The 20,554-nt window shown below is 71.1% G+C and carries 15 protein-coding genes and 2 tRNA genes; 10 read left to right on the top strand and 7 right to left on the bottom strand.

Features of this window, described 5'->3' with window-relative positions:
* Positions 1-307 precede the first annotated feature (307 nt).
* From gyrB to LMU33_RS18900, 4 genes are all read left to right on the top strand, one after another.
* Positions 308-2,416: a DNA topoisomerase (ATP-hydrolyzing) subunit B gene (gene gyrB / locus LMU33_RS18915; RefSeq protein WP_308280793.1), complete on the top strand. Its 2,109-nt coding sequence runs from the start codon at positions 308-310 to the stop codon at positions 2,414-2,416.
* Positions 2,417-2,458: 42 nt separating this feature from the next.
* Positions 2,459-5,053, top strand: coding sequence for a DNA gyrase subunit A (gyrA, locus tag LMU33_RS18910; RefSeq protein WP_228621643.1), 2,595 nt, complete (start codon positions 2,459-2,461; stop codon positions 5,051-5,053).
* Between the two features lie 18 nt (positions 5,054-5,071).
* Positions 5,072-5,806 carry a DUF3566 domain-containing protein gene (locus LMU33_RS18905; protein WP_228621642.1) on the top strand — a complete coding sequence of 245 codons (735 nt, stop codon included), beginning with the start codon at positions 5,072-5,074 and terminating at the stop codon, positions 5,804-5,806.
* Between the two features lie 133 nt (positions 5,807-5,939).
* Positions 5,940-6,016: transfer RNA gene (locus LMU33_RS18900), tRNA-Ile, on the top strand.
* Between the two features lie 199 nt (positions 6,017-6,215).
* On the opposite strand, the gene LMU33_RS18895 is transcribed toward LMU33_RS18900, so the two are convergent.
* Both LMU33_RS18895 and LMU33_RS18890 read right to left on the bottom strand, forming a co-directional pair.
* Positions 6,216-10,295: a WD40 repeat domain-containing protein gene (locus LMU33_RS18895; protein ID WP_228621641.1), complete on the bottom strand. Its 4,080-nt coding sequence runs from the start codon at positions 10,293-10,295 to the stop codon at positions 6,216-6,218.
* A 493-nt stretch (positions 10,296-10,788) separates the two neighbouring features.
* Entirely contained in the window at positions 10,789-11,358 is a 570-nt protein-coding gene (locus tag LMU33_RS18890) for a hypothetical protein (RefSeq protein WP_228621640.1), read from the bottom strand.
* Positions 11,359-11,552: 194 nt separating this feature from the next.
* Here LMU33_RS18890 and LMU33_RS18885 point away from each other — a divergent pair, with 194 nt between their 5' ends.
* Positions 11,553-12,035, top strand: coding sequence for a hypothetical protein (locus LMU33_RS18885; protein ID WP_228621639.1), 483 nt, complete (start codon positions 11,553-11,555; stop codon positions 12,033-12,035).
* Positions 12,036-12,191: 156 nt separating this feature from the next.
* The gene (locus tag LMU33_RS18880; RefSeq protein WP_228621637.1) at positions 12,192-12,404 is read left to right on the top strand and encodes a ferredoxin; all 213 of its coding nucleotides are present in this window, start codon (positions 12,192-12,194) and stop codon (positions 12,402-12,404) included.
* 16 nt (positions 12,405-12,420) lie between these two features.
* Here the strand turns inward: LMU33_RS18880 and LMU33_RS18875 are convergent, their stop codons facing one another.
* Together LMU33_RS18875 and LMU33_RS18870 are read right to left on the bottom strand one after the other, a co-directional pair.
* Positions 12,421-13,200, bottom strand: coding sequence for a glycosyltransferase family 2 protein (locus tag LMU33_RS18875; RefSeq protein WP_228621635.1), 780 nt, complete (start codon positions 13,198-13,200; stop codon positions 12,421-12,423).
* A 165-nt stretch (positions 13,201-13,365) separates the two neighbouring features.
* Positions 13,366-13,722, bottom strand: a complete 357-nt coding sequence (locus tag LMU33_RS18870; protein ID WP_228621633.1) for a DUF6344 domain-containing protein — start codon at positions 13,720-13,722, stop codon at positions 13,366-13,368.
* 348 nt (positions 13,723-14,070) lie between these two features.
* Here LMU33_RS18870 and LMU33_RS18865 point away from each other — a divergent pair, with 348 nt between their 5' ends.
* Positions 14,071-14,199 (top strand): DLW-39 family protein, encoded by a 129-nt coding sequence (locus LMU33_RS18865; RefSeq protein ID WP_003999697.1) that lies wholly within the window; start codon positions 14,071-14,073, stop codon positions 14,197-14,199.
* Between the two features lie 233 nt (positions 14,200-14,432).
* A complete protein-coding gene (locus LMU33_RS18860) occupies positions 14,433-15,854 on the top strand; it encodes a hypothetical protein (protein WP_228621631.1) in 1,422 nt (473 codons plus the stop codon).
* Here the strand turns inward: LMU33_RS18860 and LMU33_RS18855 are convergent.
* Positions 15,818-17,422 (bottom strand): serine/threonine-protein kinase, encoded by a 1,605-nt coding sequence (locus tag LMU33_RS18855; protein ID WP_228621629.1) that lies wholly within the window; start codon positions 17,420-17,422, stop codon positions 15,818-15,820. The genes LMU33_RS18860 and LMU33_RS18855 overlap by 37 nt on opposite strands.
* A gap of 243 nt (positions 17,423-17,665) precedes the next feature.
* Entirely contained in the window at positions 17,666-18,214 is a 549-nt protein-coding gene (locus LMU33_RS18850; protein WP_228621627.1) for a helix-turn-helix domain-containing protein, read from the bottom strand.
* Between the two features lie 185 nt (positions 18,215-18,399).
* Between LMU33_RS18850 and LMU33_RS18845 the strand changes: the two genes are divergently transcribed.
* Positions 18,400-18,472 (top strand) — tRNA-Ala (locus tag LMU33_RS18845).
* A 489-nt stretch (positions 18,473-18,961) separates the two neighbouring features.
* Here LMU33_RS18845 and LMU33_RS18840 read toward each other — a convergent pair.
* On the bottom strand, positions 18,962-19,678 hold the full coding sequence (locus tag LMU33_RS18840) for a DUF5324 family protein (protein WP_228621625.1): 717 nt from the start codon (positions 19,676-19,678) through the stop codon (positions 18,962-18,964).
* 281 nt (positions 19,679-19,959) lie between these two features.
* Here LMU33_RS18840 and LMU33_RS18835 point away from each other — a divergent pair, with 281 nt between their 5' ends.
* Complete coding sequence (locus tag LMU33_RS18835; protein WP_228621623.1) at positions 19,960-20,490, top strand: peptidylprolyl isomerase; 531 nt, start codon at positions 19,960-19,962, stop codon at positions 20,488-20,490.
* The last annotated feature ends 64 nt before the right edge of the window (positions 20,491-20,554 follow it).

The following is a 20,554-nucleotide window of genomic DNA, read 5'->3' as shown; positions in this document are numbered from 1 at the left end:
CTGCGGCACGGTCGGAGCGCCATCTGACCCCCCAGTAGCCAAGGGTTGACGCCTCGAAGCGCTGAATGCCGCTGTGAGCCCCTTGGAGCCCCCATCCGTATATCGGGACCCGGTCGAGCCCGGTTCAGGGCGGCACATGGGGACTCAGGTACCGGCAAACCCCCATCGATGTCAGAGCTACCGGTAGACTGGGAGACAATCCCGCCCCAATGTGGGGACCGCCCGGGAAAAGCTGAGCAACGCTGATCAAGGCTTACCAACGCAACATGCCGCAGCCGCTCCGGCAACCTGCCGACGAGCCCGGCTCGTGCTGTGCCAGAAAGGGCGCTTCGTGGCCGATTCCGGCAACCCCAACGAGAACATCCCGTCCACCGACGCCGGCGTGAACGGCGAGCCCGCCGAGGCCCCCGTGACCGGCGGGGCCGCAGATTCTGGCGCAGCCTCCGCCTCCTACGACGCCAGCGCCATCACCGTGCTCGAAGGGCTGGACGCGGTCCGCAAGCGGCCCGGCATGTACATCGGTTCCACGGGCGAGCGCGGTCTGCACCACCTGGTGTACGAGGTCGTCGACAACTCGGTCGACGAGGCGCTGGCCGGGTACGCGGACACGATCGACGTCACGATCCTCGCCGACGGCGGCGTCCGGGTCGTCGACAACGGCCGTGGCATCCCCGTGGGCATCGTGCCCTCCGAGGGCAAGCCGGCGCTCGAGGTCGTGCTGACCGTGCTGCACGCGGGCGGCAAGTTCGGCGGCGGCGGTTACGCCGTCTCCGGCGGTCTGCACGGTGTGGGCGTGTCCGTCGTCAACGCGCTGTCCACGAAGGTCTCCGTCGAGGTCAGGACCGACGGCCACCGGTGGACGCAGGACTACAAGATGGGCGTCCCCACGGCCCCGCTGGTCAAGCACGAGGCGACGGAGGAGACCGGCACGTCGGTCACCTTCTGGGCCGACCCGGAGATCTTCGAGACCACCGAGTACTCCTTCGAGACGCTGTCGCGGCGTTTCCAGGAGATGGCGTTCCTCAACAAGGGTTTGACGATCAAACTCACTGACGAGCGCGAGTCGGCGAAGGCCACCAGCGGTGCGGACGAGGCGGGTGCGGACGAGAAGGCCGAGGTCAAGGCCGTCACGTACTACTACGAGGGCGGCATCGTCGACTTCGTGAAGTACCTCAACTCCCGCAAGGGAGAGGCGGTGCACCCCACCGTCATCGACCTGGAGGCGGAGGACAAGGACAAGAGCCTGTCCCTCGAGGTCGCGATGCAGTGGAACAGCGGCTACACCGAGGGCGTGTACTCCTTCGCGAACATCATCCACACCCACGAGGGCGGTACCCACGAAGAGGGCTTCCGCGCCGCGCTGACGTCGCTGATCAACAAGTACGCGCGCGACAAGAAGCTGCTGCGCGAGAAGGACGACAACCTCACCGGTGACGACATCCGTGAGGGTCTGACCGCGATCATCTCGGTGAAGCTGAGCGAGCCGCAGTTCGAGGGCCAGACGAAGACCAAGCTGGGCAACACGGAGGCCAAGACCTTCGTGCAGAGGGCGGTCTACGAGCACCTCAACGACTGGCTGGACCGCAACCCGGTCGAGGCCGCGGACATCATCCGCAAGGGCATCCAGGCGGCCACCGCGCGCGTGGCGGCCCGCAAGGCCCGCGACCTGACCCGCCGCAAGGGCCTGCTGGAGTCGGCGTCCTTGCCGGGCAAGCTCTCCGACTGCCAGTCGAACGACCCCACCAAGTGCGAGATCTTCATCGTCGAGGGTGACTCCGCCGGCGGCTCGGCCAAGTCCGGCCGGAACCCGCAGTACCAGGCGATCCTCCCGATCCGCGGCAAGATCCTCAACGTGGAGAAGGCCAGGATCGACAAGATCCTGCAGAACCAGGAGATCCAGGCGCTGATCTCGGCCTTCGGCACGGGTGTGCACGAGGACTTCGACATCGAGAAGCTCCGCTATCACAAGATCATCCTGATGGCGGACGCCGACGTCGACGGCCAGCACATCAGCACCCTGCTGCTGACCTTCCTGTTCCGTTTCATGCGGCCGCTGGTCGAGGCCGGGCACGTGTACCTGTCCCGTCCCCCGCTGTACAAGATCAAGTGGGGCCGGGACGACGTGGAGTACGCCTACTCCGACCGCGAGCGCGACGCACTGATCGAGATGGGCCGCCAGCGCGGCAAGCGCGTCCGCGAGGACTCGATCCAGCGCTTCAAGGGCCTCGGCGAGATGAACGCCGAGGAGCTGCGCGTGACCACGATGGACCAGGAGCACCGGGTCCTCGGCCAGGTCACCCTCGACGACGCCGCCCAGGCCGACGACCTGTTCTCGGTCCTCATGGGCGAGGACGTCGAGGCCCGTCGCCAGTTCATCCAGCGCAACGCCAAGGACGTCCGCTTCCTCGACATCTGAGTCGGTCTCAGCTGACCGCACCAGGAAGGATCTTGACCAGCAATGGCCGACGAGAACACTCCGGAAACCCCTGAGACCCAGGGCGGCGAGCTCGTGATGCGCGTCGAGCCCGTCGGGCTCGAGACGGAGATGCAGCGCTCGTACCTGGACTACGCGATGTCCGTCATCGTGTCCCGTGCGCTGCCCGACGTCCGGGACGGCCTCAAGCCCGTCCACCGGCGCGTGCTGTACGCGATGTACGACGGCGGCTACCGCCCCGACCGCGGCTTCTACAAGTGCGCCCGTGTCGTCGGCGACGTCATGGGCAACTACCACCCGCACGGCGACAGTTCGATCTATGACGCCCTGGTGCGCCTCGCCCAGCCGTGGTCGATGCGGATGCCGCTGGTGGACTCCAACGGCAACTTCGGCTCCCCGGGCAACGACCCGGCGGCCGCCATGCGGTACACCGAGTGCAAGATGGCGCCGCTGTCGATGGAGATGGTCCGCGACATCGACGAGGAGACCGTCGACTTCACGGACAACTACGACGGCCGCTCCCAGGAGCCGACCGTCCTGCCGGCCCGCTTCCCGAACCTGCTGATCAACGGCTCGGCCGGCATCGCGGTCGGCATGGCGACCAACATCCCGCCGCACAACCTGCGCGAGGTCGCGGCCGGCGCCCAGTGGTACCTGGAGAACCCCGAGGTCTCCCACGAGGAGCTGCTGGACGCGCTCATGGAGCGCATCAAGGGCCCGGACTTCCCGACCGGTGCCCTGGTGGTGGGCCGCAAGGGCATCGAGGAGGCGTACCGCACCGGGCGCGGCTCCATCACGATGCGCGCGGTGGTCGAGGTCGAGGAGATCCAGGGCCGCCAGTGCCTGGTGGTCACCGAGCTGCCGTACCAGGTCAACCCGGACAACCTGGCGCAGAAGATTGCCGACCTGGTCAAGGACGGCAAGATCGGCGGCATCGCCGACGTCCGCGACGAGACCAGCTCCCGTACGGGCCAGCGCCTGGTCATCGTCCTCAAGCGGGACGCGGTCGCCAAGGTCGTGCTGAACAACCTGTACAAGCACACCGACCTGCAGACGAACTTCGGCGCCAACATGCTGGCGCTGGTCGACGGCGTGCCGCGCACCCTGTCCCTGGACGCGTTCATCCGCCACTGGGTGACGCACCAGATCGAGGTCATCGTCCGCCGTACCCGCTTCCGGCTGCGCAAGGCCGAGGAGCGCGCGCACATCCTGCGCGGTCTGCTGAAGGCCCTGGACGCCATCGACGAGGTCATCGCGCTGATCCGGCGCAGCGACACCGTCGAGATCGCGCGCACGGGTCTGATGGGCCTGCTGGAGATCGACGAGATCCAGGCCAACGCGATCCTCGAGATGCAGCTGCGGCGCCTGGCGGCCCTGGAGCGGCAGAAGATCGTCCAGGAGCACGACGAACTCCAGGCGAAGATCAACGAGTACAACCAGATCCTCGCCTCCCCGGTCCGCCAGCGCGGGATCGTCAGCGAGGAGCTGGCCGCGATCGTCGAGAAGTACGGCGACGACCGCCAGACCAAGCTGATCCCGTACGAGGGCGACATGTCCATCGAGGACCTGATCGCCGAGGAGGACATCGTCGTCACGGTCACGCGCGGCGGCTACGTCAAGCGGACCAAGACGGACGACTACCGGGCGCAGAAGCGCGGCGGCAAGGGCGTACGCGGCACGAAGCTGAAGGAAGACGACATCGTCGACCACTTCTTCGTCTCCACCACGCACCACTGGCTGCTGTTCTTCACCAACAAGGGCCGGGTCTACCGGGCGAAGGCGTACGAGCTGCCCGAGGCCGGCCGGGACGCGCGCGGTCAGCACGTGGCGAACCTGCTCGCCTTCCAGCCGGACGAGGCGATCGCCGAGATCCTGGCGATCCGTGACTACGAGGCGGCGCCGTACCTGGTGCTGGCCACCAAGTCCGGCTTGGTCAAGAAGACGCCTCTGAAGGATTACGATTCGCCCCGCTCCGGCGGCGTGATCGCGATCAACCTGCGCGAGCGCGAGGACGGAACGGACGACGAGCTGATCGGTGCCGAACTGGTCTCGGCCGACGACGATCTGCTTCTGATCAGCAAGAAGGCACAGTCGATCAGGTTCACCGCCTCCGACGACTCCCTGCGCCCGATGGGCCGCGCCACCTCCGGCGTGAAGGGCATGAGTTTCCGTGAAGGCGATGAACTTCTGTCGATGAATGTTGTTCGACCCGGTACGTTCGTGTTCACTGCCACCGACGGCGGGTACGCGAAGCGGACTGTCGTCGACGAGTACCGCGTCCAGGGCCGCGGCGGCCTCGGTATCAAGGCCGCCAAGATCGTGGAGGACCGTGGTTCGCTCGTCGGGGCGCTGGTCGTCGAGGAGACCGACGAGATCCTCGCGATCACCCTCTCCGGCGGTGTGATTCGTACGCGAGTCAATGAGATCAGGGAGACGGGCCGTGACACCATGGGCGTCCAACTGATCAACCTGGGCAAGCGCGATGCCGTGGTGGGTATCGCACGTAACGCCGAGGCGGGGCGCGAGGCGGAGGAGGTCGACGGCGGGGACGCCGTCGACGCCGTCGAGGGTGCCCAGGCCGTCGGCACGGACGAGGGTGAGGCGCCCTCGGCCGAGTAGCACGAGGAGTGAGTCATCGTGAGCGGAGCCACGGGCGCCGGATCGGCCGGTACCTCCACGGGTACTGACACGGACGGCGGCGGCCGTGGCTCCGCCGCGCACGCGGCGGGTGCGGGGAGCGCGACCGACCCGCACACCACCAACCTGAAGCCGGTGAAGGTGTCCGGGAAGGACTCCTCCGGCTCGTCTGGATCCCAGGGGGGAACTGTGACGGACACCCGAGGCCCCGCCGCGGCCGGCGAGGCACAGTCGTCGTCTCCGCTCCCCGGTGAGCGGCGCCCGGAGCAGCCCTCCGGGCCGTACCACCCGCCGCAGGCCTATCCGGCCCAGCCCCCGGCCGGTGCCGTACGACGGCCGCGTACGGGCGCCCGTACGGCGCCGCGCACCCGCAAGGCGCGGCTGCGGGTGGCCAAGGCCGACCCGTGGTCGGTGATGAAGGTCAGCTTCCTGCTCTCCATCGCGCTCGGTATCTGCACCATCGTCGCCTCGGCGGTGCTGTGGATGGTCCTGGACGCGATGGGCGTGTTCTCGACGGTGGGCGGCACGATCTCGGAGGCGACCGGCTCGAACGAGGCGAACGGCTTCGACCTCCAGGCGTTCCTGTCGCTCCCCCATGTCCTGACGTTCACGACGATCATCGCGGTCATCGACGTGGTCCTCGCCACGGCGCTCGCGACGCTCGGCGCGTTCATCTACAACCTCTCCGCGGGCTTCGTGGGCGGCATCGAGCTGACCCTGGCGGAGGACGAATAGGCCCTGCGGAGGCCCTCCGGACAGCCTGCGCGCCCCTGACCTGACGGTCCCCCGACAACCGATTTTGGGACTGACGTGGTCGTGCGCTAATCTTCAGGAGTCAGCGCGCGGGACACACACCGCACAGCGCGGCGGGGCTATAGCTCAGTTGGTTAGAGCGCATCCCTGATAAGGATGAGGCCACAGGTTCAAATCCTGTTAGCCCCACCAGCACGAAGGCCCCCGGTCCGGATGGATCGGGGGCCTTCGGCGTCTGCGCGGACATCCACCGGGTGGAACACGCCCAGTGGAACGAAAAGGCCCGACCGCTGGCGACGGGGGATGCACCAGCGATCGGGCTGTGGCCAAGGGTAACAAGCCCAGGGGCCTCGTGGGGGCAAGTCGATCGGAATTAAGTCAGCTTGGCCGATCAATGACCACACGGAGGGTCGTAGGAGAGCCGTGGAAGGTACTCGTCCCACCTCTGCGGGCTCAGTACGCTCCGGGTGACCGAGCAGATGTGCTCGATCGCCGCGCCGGCGTCCAGGTTCCACAGACGGACCGTGTCCGTGCCGCTGGAGACCCCGAGAACACGGCTCCTGGGGCTGAAGGACAGGAATGTGCCCGACCTGGCGTTGGGGCTCATCGACTGGCCGATGGGGCTCGCCGAGGCGGGGTTGCCGACGTTCCACAGCCGGACCGTGTTGTCATTGCCGCCGCTGGCCAGAACACGCCCGTCCGGGCTGAACGTCAGCAGCTTGACCGCCTCGGTGTGGCCGGTGAGCGGCGCGCCCAGCGCGGTCGCCGAGGCGGGGTCGGTGACGTTCCACAGCCGGACGGTGTCGTCGTCGCTGCCGCTGGCCAGAACACGCCCGTCCGGGCTGAAGGCGATCGCGTTGACCGGGCCGGAGTGCTTGGTGAGCCGGCCGAGGCCGGTCGGGCGGGCCGGGTCGGTGACGTTCCAGAGACGGACCGTGCTGTCCGCGCTGCCGGAGGCGAGGGTGTGTCCGTCGGGGCTGAAGGCGATCGCGTTGACGTAGCCCCGATGGCCCGTCAGCGGCTTGCCGATCGCGGTGGGATGCGCGGGGTCGGTGATGTTCCACAGCTGGATGGTGGTGTCGTCATAGGCGGTCGCCAGGGTGCGGCCGTCCGGGCTGAAGGCGATGGTGGCCGGCCCCGCGAAGCGCGTCCGCAGGGCGATGGGCGATCCGGCGACGACCGGGTGGGACGGATCACTGACGTTCCACAGATACACCGTGTGGTCGTAGGTGAGGACGGCGAGGACGCGGCCGTCGGGGGAGAACCGCAGCGAACGATGTCCGGCGTCTCCCCGCATGAACGGCTTGCTCAGCAGCACCGGCAGGTCGGGCCGCGTCACGTTCCACAGCCGGAGCCTGCCGTCCCGGGCCGCCGTGCCCAGCACCCGCCCGTCCGGCCGGAACGCGCTGGTGCGGCCGACGATGTCCGAGGTCGGCAGCGACCACAGGCGCACCTTGCTGTCGCCGCTGCCGGTGGCGAGGGTCCGCCCGTCGGGGCTGAACCCCAGGGCGTACATCTCCCCGCTGCTGCCCGCGAGCGGCTCCCCGACCTGCGACGGCGACGAGGGGTCGCTGACGTTCCACAGGCTCGCCGTGCTGTCCGCGCTCGCGGCGGCCAGCCTGCTGCCGTCCGGGCTGAAGGCCACCGACCAGATCGGCCCGGTGTGCCCGGCCAGCGGTGAGCCGAGCGCGGCCGGGTGGGCGGGGTCGGTGACGTTCCACAGCCGGATCGTGTCGTCCGCGCTGCCGCTGGCCAGGGTGTGCCCGTCCGGGCTGAACGCCACCGAGTGCACGAGGTCCGTGTGGCCCTTCAGCGCGGTGCGGTACGGCTTGGGGTGACGCGGGTCGGCCGTGTTCCACAGCATGATCGTGTCGTCGTCACCGCCCGCCGCGAGGGTGTGTCCGTCGGGGCTGAACGCGACGCTGCGCACCGCGGCGCTGTGCCCGCGCAGGGCGCCGAGCTCACCCGGCCGGCGCGGGTCGGACACGTTCCACAGCCGGACCGTGTGGTCCTCGCCGGCCGAGGCCAGCGTGCGTCCGTCGGGGCTGAACGCGATCAGGTAGATCGTGCCCCGGTGGCCGGCGAGCGGCTTGCCGAGCGGCTTCGGGCGGGCGGGGTCGGTCACGTCCCACAGCCGGATCGTCCCGTCGTCCCCGGCGCTGGCGAGGGTGTGCCCGTCGGGGCTGAACACGGCGCTGCTCACCCAGCTGGTGTGGCCGGTCAGCGGCCTGCCGAGCGGCTTGGGGTGGCGCGCGTCGGCCACGTTCCACAGCCGGACGGTCCGGTCGTAGCTGGCCGTGGCCAGCGTCCTGCCGTCGGGGCTGAAGGAGGTCAGATAGACCGCACCGGTGTGGCCGGACAGGGGTGTGGCCAGCGGCGCGTTCACGATCGAGATCAGCCTGCTGTACGTGCCCTCGTCGCCCGGGCGCAGATGGTGGGCGACCAGGTCGAGCTGGGCGGCCAGCGACGGATCCGTGCGCTGGACCCGGTCGGCCTCGGCGAGCACCTGCTCGAAGACGGCGTCGTCCCGTTGCTGCCGGGCGATCACCGCCGAACCGCCCGCGACCAGGGCCAGCACCACCAGCGCCGCCACCGCGGCCCGGCTGAGCAACACCGAGCGCTTGCGCAGCCGGACCGCCGCGGCCAGGAACTCCACCGCGCTGCGGGTCAGATACGTGTCCCCGGCCGACCGCGCCCAGTTGCGCGCCTGCTCCAGCCGGGAGCCGCGGTAGAGAAGGGAGCTGTCCCGGCCCGAGTCCTCCCAGGCCCGGCCGTCCTCCTCCAGCCGCTGGCGCAGCAGATGGTCGCCCCGGTCGTCGTCGATCCAGTGCCGTAGCCGGGGCCAGGCGTGCAGCAGCGCCTCATGGGTGATCTCCACGGTGTCCGCGTCCAGCGTCACCAGCCGGGCCCGTACGAGGGCCTCGAGGGACTCCTCCGTCTTGCCGGGGTCCGCCGACTCCTCCGCCAGCTGCCGCCGGGTGCCCCGCCGCCGCGTGGCCTGGGTGTCCTCGCCCAGCCGGACCAGCCGCAGCAGGAGCAGCCGGGCTGCCGCGCGGGCCGCGGGATCGAGCCCCGACCAGGCGCGCTCGGCGGTTGCCGCGACGGCCCCCTGGATGCCGCCCGCCGCGCGATAGCCGGCCAGCGTCAGCCGTCCGGCCTTGCGGCGCTGCCAGGTGGCGAGCAGGGCGTGCGAGAGCAGCGGGAGCACGCCCGCGTCGTGGGCGCCGCGCGGTCCGTCGGCGCTGACCTCGCGGACGATCAGCTCGGCGAGCCCCGGTTCCAGCTCCAGACCCACCGCCTTGGCCGGACCGGTCACCGCCTCGCGCAGCTCGGTGCTGGTCAGCGGGCCGAGCACCATGTGCCGGTGCTGGAGGGCGTCGGCCAGTTCCGGGTAGCCGAGGCACTGCTCGTAGAAGTCGGCGCGGATGCCGAGGACGACGAGCACCGGTGCGGGCTCGCCCGAGTCGGCGGGCGGGGTGCAGGCGGCGTGCAGGAGCTGGATGAACGTACGCCGGTCCGTCTCGTCGGCACAGAGGGTGAAGGCTTCCTCGAACTGGTCCACGACGACGACCGGGCGGCACCCGGCGGACGCCTCCCGTCGGGCCCACTCCGCCACGGCCTCGCGGGCCGCCTGGGCCACCCGTGGGGAGTCGGAGCCGGGAACCGCCGGGTTCTCCGTGGCCTCCTGTTCGGCCCGGCGCGCCTCGGCGGCGACAGTGCCGAGATCGGGGACGAGGCGGACCAGCTCACCGAGGGGGTCGGCACCCGGGACGAGGTGCAGGACGTAGTCGGCGGTGGTTTCCTGCGGATCCTGGGAGGTGGCGCTTGTGTGCGGTATGCCGGTGCCGCGTCCGTCGTGCAGCGCGCCGCCTCGTACGGCGGGGACCAGGCCGGCGTTCAGCAGGGAGGACTTCCCCGCTCCCGAGGCGCCCACCAGCATCACCAGACCGCCGGTCCGCTCGGCGGCGCGGAGTTGGGCGATGAGCGCGCTCGTGCTCCGTTCCCGGCCGAAGAACCACCGGGCATCCTCCTGCCGGTAGGGGGCGAGGCCCCGGTAGGGGCAGACGCCTCCGGTGAGGGGCGAGGCCTGGGCCGGAGACGGCCGGTTCTCCTCGGCGGGCGGTGCGGGCCGGTCGCCCACCGGGTCGGCCAGCGCGCGCTCCCACAGCCGCTGCCAGTGTGCGAGGTCGTACAGGCCCGTGGACACCGGCGAGGGCCGCAGCCGCCGTGCCTCCGGAATCAGGATGTGCAGCACCGCCGCGAGGGCGGCGAACTGGGCCGGTACGTTCCTGGCCCGGCGCCAGTCGCTGATCCGCTGCGCGGACACCCGCACGGGCCGCCCGCGTTCGTCGACCCGCTGCAGCCGTACGACCGCCTCGGCGACGCTCTTGAGGGGAGGGTTTCCAGCCTCCTTGTACAGCAGCGCGAGGCGCTCGGCGAAAGCTGTGCGTGTCCCTGAGTCGGAACTCAAGGTCCCACCCCTTTACGTTCCCCCCGCGTCTGGACGTCCGGACCGGAAAACCCACCCTATACGTCTGACCTGCGGATAAGTACCGGACCGGAGGCAGCGGTCTCCTCGCCGTGGGCAACAGATGGCAGGATCCGGACCCGGTAGTGAACCCGTCACACACCGTCCGGACAGGCCACGGCCCTGTGCGCGGGCAGACAGGCTTCGGTGCCGAAGGATCTCGGCCAACTTCGATCGAAGGCAGGGAGCGGCGACGAGACGGTCGCATGAGCCCGTGAGCCTGGAGAACCGGTTCCATTCTTCGATCGGTACCGAGCCGACGCGGCACCGATCGACACCTCTGCACCGTTCGGCACCGGTCCCCACGAGGGGAGGGACCGGTGCCGGACGGGCAGGGGGATGTGGCCGAGTGGGCCGGGTGACGTTTCACGTGAAACACCGCTCAGGCGAAACAGCGGGCGATGTCGGACACGTAGGCGCCGCGGCCCGGTCCGTTTCAGTCGGCCGTTGTGTTCACCTCGAGCCATCCGGCCGCGCGGGCGGTGGCCACGGCGTGGCGTTCGGCCTCCTCGGCGGAGGCGTTCAGAGCCGCGTCCTGCCCCCGCGCACTGCCCCCGGCCGCGAGAGCGGCGGCCTGGGACGCCGCCAGCGCCGCGCGCAGGGCGGCGGAGGCCGTGGAGGCCGTGCCGGATGCGAGTGAGTCCGTGGCTGCAGTCGCGCCGCGGTCGCCTCGTGCCGCGGCCACCTGGGCGGCCAGCGCCGCGGTGGCGGCGGCGTTGCGGGCGCAGCGGGCGTCCGCGGCGGGGTCGGGGGCGGACACGGTGAGCGCGGCGAGCGACTCGGCCGACAGTCGCAGCGCGTTGGCGGCCCGGCCGACGGGGTCCCTTGGGACGACCTCGGCCGCGTCCTGGCCGACACCGGCGTACCGGCACGCGGCTACGGCACGGTCGTAGGCGCTGTGCGCGCGGGCCCCGTGGAGCCTGCGCAGTACCTCGGCCCGGAGGCGGTGCGGCGCCTCGGCCTCCTCCGTGACCGCTCCGGCCGCCGCTTCTTCCCGTTCGCTCATCCTCGGCCTCCCTCGTCCGGGACGACATCGCACCCTGGTCCTGGGTGCGGGCAGGGTGCCACGTCGGCCGTGAAGAGGCCAGAAGCGTGGCTGCGGGCTCGGCGTGCCCTGGATATCTGACTGACCGTCAGATACGGTGCCCGTCGGTGGCTGTTCCCGAAGGTGAGCGTCCCGTTCCCGAAGGGGTGAGTGACATGCACAAACGTCCCCCGTGCCCGCGACCGCCCGGTGCTCCGCGCTGGGTCGCGATGTTCCACCTGCCGTCCCAGGACTCCTGGACGGTGGGCGCGGAGTCCGCCGACCGGGCTCCCGTGCAGTACGCCGTCGGAGACATGACCCAGACCGTGCGGGCGCGCGGCGAGGAGGTGACGGTCGCGCTGTGGGGGCCCAGGGACGGCGCCTGGCACCTCTTCGACACCCCGGCCGGCAAGGTGTCCGCTCCCGCTCCGGCCACCTCGGCCGGCCGGTCCGCGCCGGGCACCGGTGAACCGGCCAAGCTCGCGGAACGCATGACGGACCGCCGGCACCAGGTGCTCATGGCCGGCCTGAGCAAGGCGGGCCTGTACGACCTGAGCGCCGAGGACGGCGAGGCGGTGCGGACGATGGCCGACCTGCTCGACGAACCCACGGTCCGCCGGGTGGCCCACTGGCTCTCGGTCGCGGGCGGGGAGCGGTAGCGGGCACGGACCCGGTCGGGGAGCGGCCGCGCGTACAGGGGCCGGCTCACGGGAACGGGGCCGATCCGGCAGGCGATGGCGTGAACAGGGCTGATTCGGTGAGCGGTTCGCGGGGCAGTGACGTCCAGGAAGCCACCGTCCAGAGCTGGAGGACGCATGAAGGTCTCCGTCGACCGCTCCCTGTGCTACGGCTCTGCCGAGTGCGCACACCGGGCGCCGGGCGTGTTCGCGTTCGAGGACGGTTACGGCGTCGTACGGCCCGGCCGGGAGGGGGCCGCCGACGACCCGCAGGTCCAGGAGGCGGCCGAGAAGTGCCCCTCGCAGGCGATCGTGCTCACGGAGCGGGGATCCGGAGCAGGGACCCGGTGAGCCCTGATGACGTGACTCACGCGGTGGACGGCGTGGCGGCCGGCCCGGCCGGGTAGGACCACTCGAAGCCGGCCAGTGCCCGGGCCCGGGCCTCGGCGACCGCCATCCGGGCCGTGCGCTCGACGGGGTCGACGTGGGACGCCTGGCCCGTGACCTGGCCCTCCCACTTGCGGTACAGCAGGCCGGCCTCCGCGCAGAACCAGCCGCGGCTCACCGCGTCCAGCGCCAGCAGCAGCCCCGTGTCCTCCGACGCCGGCAGGGCCATCCAGCCGCCGAGCGCGAGGAGCAGCTCGCGCCGGACGCACAGGGTCGCCGGATGGACCGGTGCGCGGAAGTCGTTCCGCTTCCAGTGATCGAGCACGACACCGCGTTCGAGCGGGCCGTCGTCCGGATCGCCGGGGAAGCCTACCGTCGAGCCGTCCGGCAGCAGATCCAGAGCCCGGGACGTCGTCCAGCCGACGCTGCGGTGCGCCTCCAGTACGGCCACATCGCGGCCCAGCGCGCCCGGCGTGAGCCGGTCGTCGGCGTCCAGGACCTTGACGTACGCGCCCCCGGCGCGCGCCAGCGCGATCGTGCGGGCGATTCCGGGCCCGCCCGGCCGGCCCTGGCCGAAGCTCACGCGCGTGTCGTGCGGGACGTACGGGCGGACCTCGTCCGTCGTACCGTCCTGCTGGATCACCCACTCCCACTCCCAGCCACCGGGGAGCCGCTGCTCGCTCAGGGACGCGTAGGCGTCCGGCAGGAAGCGCGCGGACGGGCCGTGGACAGCGGTGACAACGGTGACGCGCCGGGTCACGGCAGCACTCACCACCTTTCCGGGATGTCGTCGGGGCATCCTCCCAGCTCATACAACAGCGCGAGACCCCCGGCCGAACCCGGCCGGGGGTCTTTTCGTGTCGACTGGTGCGTACGCAAGTCGCCGTGCGGTCGAGACGTTGCGGTACTGCGTGGGAGCGGGGGCTCAGCAGTCGAGCTGAGCGGCCGAGGGCCCTTCGGGGGTGGTCGTGGTCTCCGCCTGGGTGTCGGTGAGGGGACGGTGCCGGCAGCTGGGGGACTTACCGTGGGCCTCGGCCCGGATGCGCTGCTTCATCGTGGGGGGCAGGGCGCTGGCATGGGACCAGGCCCAGTGCCGTGGTGCCGGGATCGTCGGGATCGTCGGGATGGTCCTGTGCGCGGTGCCGGTGCTGGGGCCCTCGGGCCGGGGTGCGGCCGCCGCGGTCGTGGCGGTCGTGGTGGTGACGAGTCCGAGCGCGGTGCACAGCGCGAGAAAAGCGGTGACGAGAGCGGTCCACAGCTTCATGACCTTGTTCTGGGTCATGGCCCCTCACTTTCGGGTTGGGCGATTTGCGTACTTTGCTCATGATGTGTATGTGGGCCGCGAAGTGGTGGACCGACGCCCGCGACGCGTCGATGTTCCGATGAACACCACTCGGATGGCCGTAAGAGGGTCGGAAAACCCCAAAACCAGGTGAGAGTGAGCGAAGAGGGAGCAAAGTAACCGTCCGTGGGGGTGTGATCACCCTCCGATCGGAATGGCGCCGGACCTGGTTTATTGCGCTGCCGGAGGCGGGAGTTGGGGCCTCACGCAGGTCACCGATCGGTATCGGTCGGTGTGTATAGTCGGGCGCCAGAGGTCCCCTACGTCAAGGAAAGACGAGGTCGCGCGGTGAAGAAGCTGCTCCTGGTCGCACTGGCCGCCATCGGCGGGCTCCTCGTGTACCGCCAGATCCAGGCGGATCGCGCCGAGCAGGATCTGTGGACGGAGGCGACTGACTCCGTGCCCACGGGTTCGTGAGTGCCGATACCAGAATCTGAAACAGGCCCCGACCGCCCTACGCGGTCGGGGCTTTGTGCTGTCCGCGGTCCCGCCGGTCGTGTTGCGGGGACTCGCGGGGTGCTGTAGCCGCCGGACCGTGCGCCACTGGGCGTTGCCGGGCGTTTCGGACGGCCGTCCGCGTTGCCCGGATGGCGCAGGGGCGTACGGGGCAGGATGGAGCGCGGTCCGGTACGACTAGGGGAGGGCGGCACGTGTACGACTGGGGACGGCGGCACGTGCGGGAGCGAGGGCGGCGTACGGCGTGGTGGCGGCGGTACGGTCGCCGGGCGGTCTGCGGCGCCCTGCGGACGGCCCTGCTGCCGGGGCTGTGCGCGCTGCTGGTCCTGACGGGCGGTACGGCACCCGCGTCCGCGTACGGGAACGCCACCACCGCCGAGAGCGGGCCGCCGGAGCCGTACGCCTTCTCGCCCGGCGCCCGGAGCGTCGAGGGTGCGACGGGCGTCGCGACGGCACCCCGGCTGGACGCGGGCCGTACCTACCGCAGCTCCCTCCCGAGGAACGGCAGGCTCTACTACCGCCTCGAACTCGGGGCCACCGACACGGCCTACGTCCCCGTCACCGCCGTACCCCCTGCCGACGCCACCGTCTCCGCCACCGACGGCATCAGCGTGTCGGTCCAGGACGCCACCGGCACGCCCTGCTCCTTCGCCAGTGCCCGCTTCGGCGCCGGGCTCAGCCCGCGCCCGGTCACCGCGCTGGGACAGCGGGAGTACGGCAAGGCGGTGTGCCAGGGCAGGGGGACGTACTACGTGGTCGTCCGGCGCCTCGACGCCCAGGGCTCCGGTACGGCCGCCCCCTCGCAGCGCTGGGACCTGGAGATCGCGCCCGCCACGGAACCGCGTACGGCGCGAGCCGGGTCCACCGCGGCGCCGCAGGCCTGGGACTCCGCCACGCCCGAGCCGCTCACCGGTGAGCCCCGCGACCGTTCCGGCGGCGCCGGTTTCGCCTCCGCGAGCCCGCTCGGCCAAGGGGTCTGGCGGACGTCCCTCGTACCCGGCGAGACACGGTTCTACAAGGTGCCGGTCGACTGGGGGCGACAGCTCCACGCCTCCGCCGAACTGGGCAGCGCCACCGGGCACGGCTATGTCGGCGGCGCCCTGAACGTCTCCCTCTACAACCCCGTCCGCGGCCGTGTCGAGGACGCCGCCCTCGGCTACACCGGCACGCAGAAGCCCGCCGTACTCGCCCCGCTCCCGCCGGTGGAGTACGCCAACCGCTACGCCGTCCCCGCCGGGGTGACCTCCGTCCGCTTCGCCGGCGACTACTACCTGGTGCTGCATCTCAGCGAGCAGCTGGCCCGCACGTTCGGGCGGGGACCCTTCGGGGTGACCCTGCGGGTCCGGGTGGCCGGGCGGGCGCACGCCGGCCCGGAGTACGCCGGCCGGCCCGTGCCGGGGGAGGTGTTCACGGTCACGGAGCAGGACCGGGAGGAGGCGCTCACCGGGAGTACCGGGGGCGGGAACGACCCGGTGATGGGGCTCGTCGCGATCGGCGGAATCGGCCTGGGTACGGCGCTGCTGCTGGTGCTCGCAGGCTGGACGGTGACGGCACGGCGGGCCGAGCGGACCCAGCCGGCTCAGACGCGGGTCAACGCCCAGAAACCCACGGCGTAGCAGGCCAGCGCCAGCAGAACGATCGGGATCGCGACCTTGGCCGGCGGCCCGGGACGCCGGTTCCGCCTGGCCCGGCGTGCTCTCCGCCCTTGTGCGGGCGCGCCTGAAGCCGGCTGGGCCGGAGAGGGGACCTGCGCGTTCCGAGCGGTGTACGCGGCAGTGGAGGCATCGACAGGATCGCCCGCGCCCGCGCCGGGGGACGGTACGCCGCTCCAGGGGGCGGGGGCATACGGAGCCCGGGGAGCGTGGTGAGCGTGGGGGCTGTGGACCTGCGGGCCGATGTACGGCTCGTGGAGGGGGAGTTGAGGGGCGAGCGAGGGGGGTGGGAGCTGTTGGCTGTATGAGGGGTACGGGGTGGGATCCACGGCCCGCGGTCCGTGCTGCGCGCTGTACGGGCCCTGCTCGTCGGCATGCCGGGGCGCCCGCCAGGCGTACGGCTCGGAGGCCGGGGGTCCTTGGGAGGGGGTCCGGGGATCCTGGACGGACGCCGGGGGATCCAGCGGCGGCGGCAGACGGAAACTGCCGGTGTCCGAGAGCGAGCCGGTGCCCGCGTCGGCACCCGATTCCGTACCGTCACCGGCACTGCTGCCACCGGCTGCACCGCCGCCACCCACATCGGCGCCTGCACCCGTGGCCGGGCGCGTATCCGGGTCCTCGGTCGGTTCCGCGGCGACTCCGGAGGCCCTCCTGAAGGGGCCGTCGGGGCCGAACCCCGGCGGGAGCGCGCCGAGTTGGTCGAAGACCTCGATCAGCTCGTCGTCGGGTTCGGGCTCCGGCAGGAGTTCCACTGCCGAGGCGAGCGCCTTGCGCGTACCCGTGGCGGTGCGGAAACGCGCGGCCGGGTCGGGCTGGAGCAGACCGGACACGACCTGCCAGAGCGGCTCCGGGATGCCCTTGGGCGGGCCGGGCGTCCCGTGCTCCGCGAAGTACTGCACGAGCGCCTTGGCGTCAGGCTTGGCGCCCTCGAGCAGATACAGCGCGACCAGGCCCACGGCGAACAGGTCGGCGGGGAAGTCGGGTTCGGCGCCGAGCATCTGCTCGGGGGCGAGGTAACCGGGCGTCCCCACCACGAGGTTGGTCTCCGTCAGCCGGGGCTCGCCCAGCCGCATGGCGATGCCGAAGTCGGACAGCCGCAGCCGCGGCCGGCCGGTCCCGGTGGCCTCGAGCAGGACGTTGGCGGGCTTGATGTCCCGGTGGATGACGCCCTCGGCGTGCACGGCGGCGAGACCGGACAGCAGCTGGTCGAGGAGGGTGCACACGAACGCCGGCGGCAGCGGGCCGTAGTCGCCGACGAGGTGGACCAGGGAGCCGCCGGCCACCAGGTCCATGGTGAAGAGCACCTTGTCGTCGTCGGCGGCCCAGCTGGCCGGAGCGAGGACATGGGGGTGGTCGATCCGCAGGGCCTGCTCCCGCACGAAGCGCAGCAGGGAGTGGGCGTCACGCTGCTGGAGCACCTTGGCGGCCACATAGCGCCGTCGGCGGTGGTCCCAGGCACGCCATACGGCGCCCACGCCCCCGCGACCGATCGGGTCGGCCAGCTCGTACCGGCCGGCGAACACCTCACCCATGGCAGCCCATCGCTCCTCCCCCGGGACCGGCGCCGGTCCCCCTGCCCCTTGTTCCCCGATTCCCCCGCTTCCCCGCCTTGTTCCCTCCTGGTCTCCCCCGTGACGAGTGATACGACCCCGCTCCACCTTCGAGGACGGTCCACCCCCGTGGACCGACACCCCCCCCGCGCCCGGGCGTCCCTCCTTGCCGGACTCTGGCCCGGCCCACGGACCCCCTCCGTGAACCGGACCCGGCCGTGGAACCTAGTTCTGGTGGGACTGGTAGTGCGCGACGGCGTCGGAGGTGCGGCCGGCGCCGTAGACGCGGAGGAACTCCGCCAGCTCCGGATGGCTCGGCGCGAGGCTGTCCGCGGCGGCGATGATGTCGCCCGCGGCGGCCACCGAGCGCAGCAGCGACTGGATCTCGCGGACCACCCGCTTGACCGTCGGCGCCCCGGAATTGCTCGTGGTCTGGGTGGTGTTGCTGAGCACGGATCCCCCCTGAGACTTCTTGATCTCGTCCATGCGCTCGGTCGCCTCGGCGGCGCTCACACTGCCGTCCGCGACCTGCGCCGCCAGTTCCTGCAGCAGCTGCACCCGCTGGACCACGGCAGGATTGCCGATCTTCGCGCGCTGCCCGCTCATCAGCTGCGAGAGCATCGGAGCGGACAGGCCCAGGACCGCCGCGAGACGGGCCTGGTTGAGCCCGAGATCGTCGATGAGCTTACGGAAGAGCGCCCCCAACGGCTCCCCGTACCAGTTCCGCTGCAGCTCCCGCGCTCTCGCGGTGGCTTCCTGCTGTGCGGCGTCCATTGCGTCTCCCCATCGCTTCCCCTAAAAACCGCGCGGTTCGCTGTAGCGAACCACGTCGAGCATCTTACGGAGCGTGGTCATTCGCGGGGACCCCCAATCTTTTTGCGGGATACCGGGGGTGACCCGGTACTCTGGTCTGCGGCGCCCACCGGAACGCGGTTCCTCCGGACGGGTCGCTGCTTCCCGGGGCCTTAGCTCAGTTGGTAGAGCGCCGTCTTTGCATGGCGGATGTCAGGGGTTCGACTCCCCTAGGCTCCACCCCGAAATGCCTCCCGACCTGCGGAAACGCAAGGCCGGGGGGCATTCTTCATGTTCAGGCCGCTGTACGTACGCACAGTGGCGCGGCGGTCACACGGGGAAGCGGGGCCGCTGCTCGACGGGCTCGACGCGTGAGGGCTCGGGTCGGCGATCGCGGTGGACACCGGCCCGGCCGGACAAGGGGCCCAGCCGGACAAGGTCCAGCCGGACACCGCCGGACCCGGTGCTGAGGGGGCCTCTCCCGGACGGTGGGGGCATGCAGGTTGTCGGCGAGGTGAGGAGCGACGCCGGCGTCTCCTGTCCGGCCACCGGTTCACAGAGGACGAAGTCCGGTTGTTCTCTGCCCTGTTGGGCCTCGCCCACGGACGGGCCGGATGGTTTCACGTGAAACGGGCCGTGGGCAGCGGGCGTTCAACCCTGCTGGCCCACGGCCCGTTTGACGGCCGACGGTTAGGTGATCGTGTCTGCTGCTGCCCTCCGGCCGGGCTGCTACTGGTCGTCCTCGTCCGAGGCGTCCTCCTCGGCCTGCTTCGCCTGGACCTCGGGGTCCAGGGGCGAGGTGCCGTCCACCGAGCTGAGCCGGCCGCCCGACTCCGGTACCTCCGTCGCGGCCGGCGGTTCGACCAGCCAGTCGGGGTTGGCCTGCTTGTCCCACCACTTCCAGGCCGCGAAGGCACCCCCGGCCAGCACGGTCAGCAGTGCCAGCGCCTTCACGGCGCGGCCCGCCCGGCACCGACGCTCGTGCCGGCGGGCCAGCTTCTGGATCTCCTCCGCCGAGACCTGGCCACGCAGTGCGGCCAGGGCGGCTGCGCCACGTGCGGCGGCCTCCTCGCGGACAGGAGCGGTCGCTGCCACGGCCTGCTCGATCCTCGGACGCGAGTACTCGGCGGCCTGTCGCGAGTACTCGGCAGCCTGCCGGGCAGCCTTACGGGCGCGGACGGCCGCCTCCTGCGCGGCCAGGTCCACCCTCGGCGGTACATGCGCACGAGCCTGCTCCAGACGCGGGGCGAGCCGGGCGTCGTACTGCACGCGGGCCTGTTCGGCGGCCTGCGACACCACGGGCGCCAGCCGTACGCGTGCCTCCTGCGCGTAGAGCGCGGCACGCTCCTTGGCCGTGTCGGCGTAGGGCGCCACCACTTCCGCGGCGTGCAGCACGCTGTCCTTCGCCGAGCCGGTCGCGGCGCGCACGCTGTCGATGCGGGTCACGGGTTCCTCCTCCTCGGTGGCGTACGGTATTTCGACTTTCCACCCTTTTACGGATCATGCCTGCCAACGGTCCGCGCGGCATGCGCGGACGGGCATATGGGTGCCGATTGCTCCCTTCGGCGCGATTCCGGGTAATCCCTGGCAACCTGATCCTGTCGTCGACACTGCCACGAATCCCCGCCCAGCGCTGCCTTCCGGGCGGAACTCAGGCCTGCCGGGCGACGTACGGTCCCGACCGTGCGAGGATCGGAGAGTCACAGAAAGACAACGGAAGGCAGATCGTGGCTGAGCAGCTTTACGCCACCCTGAAGACCAACCACGGCGACATCGTGGTCCAGCTTTTCCCGAACCACGCGCCGGAAACGGTCAGGAACTTCGTCGAGCTGGCGCAGGGCGAGCGCGAGTGGACCCACCCCGGCACGGGTGAGAAGAGCAAGACGCCGCTCTACAACGGCACGATCTTCCACCGTGTCATCAGTGGCTTCATGATCCAGGGCGGCGACCCGCTGGGCAGCGGCATCGGCGGCCCCGGCTACAAGTTCGGGGACGAGTTCCACCCGGATCTGTCCTTCAACAAGCCGTACCTGCTGGCCATGGCCAACGCCGGCCCCGGCACCAACGGCTCGCAGTTCTTCATCACCGTCGCCCCGACGACGTGGCTGAACCGCAAGCACACCATCTTCGGCGAGGTCACCGACCCGGCCAGCCAGAAGGTCGTCGACGCCATCGCCGCCCTGCCCACCGGCCGCAACGACCGCCCGGCGAACGACGTCGTGATCAACGAGGTCGTCGTCGAGAAGCGCGAGGGCTGAGCCCACCGCTCCCCGGACACCCGCAGGGAAACGACGTCACGTCCCACCGGGACACACCGGAACG

Origin of the sequence: Streptomyces barringtoniae, from assembly GCF_020819595.1 — a bacterium.
GTDB classification, from domain to species: Bacteria; Actinomycetota; Actinomycetes; order Streptomycetales; family Streptomycetaceae; genus Streptomyces; species Streptomyces barringtoniae.
Note: the sequence above shows the minus strand (reverse complement) of the source record. Positions and strands in the feature narration are given on the sequence as shown.

Excerpts from the sequence above, each read along its gene's own strand:
- LMU33_RS18870 (WP_228621633.1), bottom strand. The coding sequence starts at position 13,722 with ATGACCCAGAACAAGGTCATGAAGCTGTGGACCGCTCTCGTCACCGCT.
- LMU33_RS18880 (WP_228621637.1), top strand. The coding sequence starts at position 12,192 with ATGAAGGTCTCCGTCGACCGCTCCCTGTGCTACGGCTCTGCCGAGTGC.
- gyrA (WP_228621643.1), top strand. The coding sequence starts at position 2,459 with ATGGCCGACGAGAACACTCCGGAAACCCCTGAGACCCAGGGCGGCGAG.
- LMU33_RS18885 (WP_228621639.1), top strand. The coding sequence starts at position 11,553 with ATGCACAAACGTCCCCCGTGCCCGCGACCGCCCGGTGCTCCGCGCTGG.
- LMU33_RS18855 (WP_228621629.1), bottom strand. The coding sequence starts at position 17,422 with ATGGGTGAGGTGTTCGCCGGCCGGTACGAGCTGGCCGACCCGATCGGT.
- LMU33_RS18850 (WP_228621627.1), bottom strand. The coding sequence starts at position 18,214 with ATGGACGCCGCACAGCAGGAAGCCACCGCGAGAGCGCGGGAGCTGCAG.
- LMU33_RS18890 (WP_228621640.1), bottom strand. The coding sequence starts at position 11,358 with ATGAGCGAACGGGAAGAAGCGGCGGCCGGAGCGGTCACGGAGGAGGCC.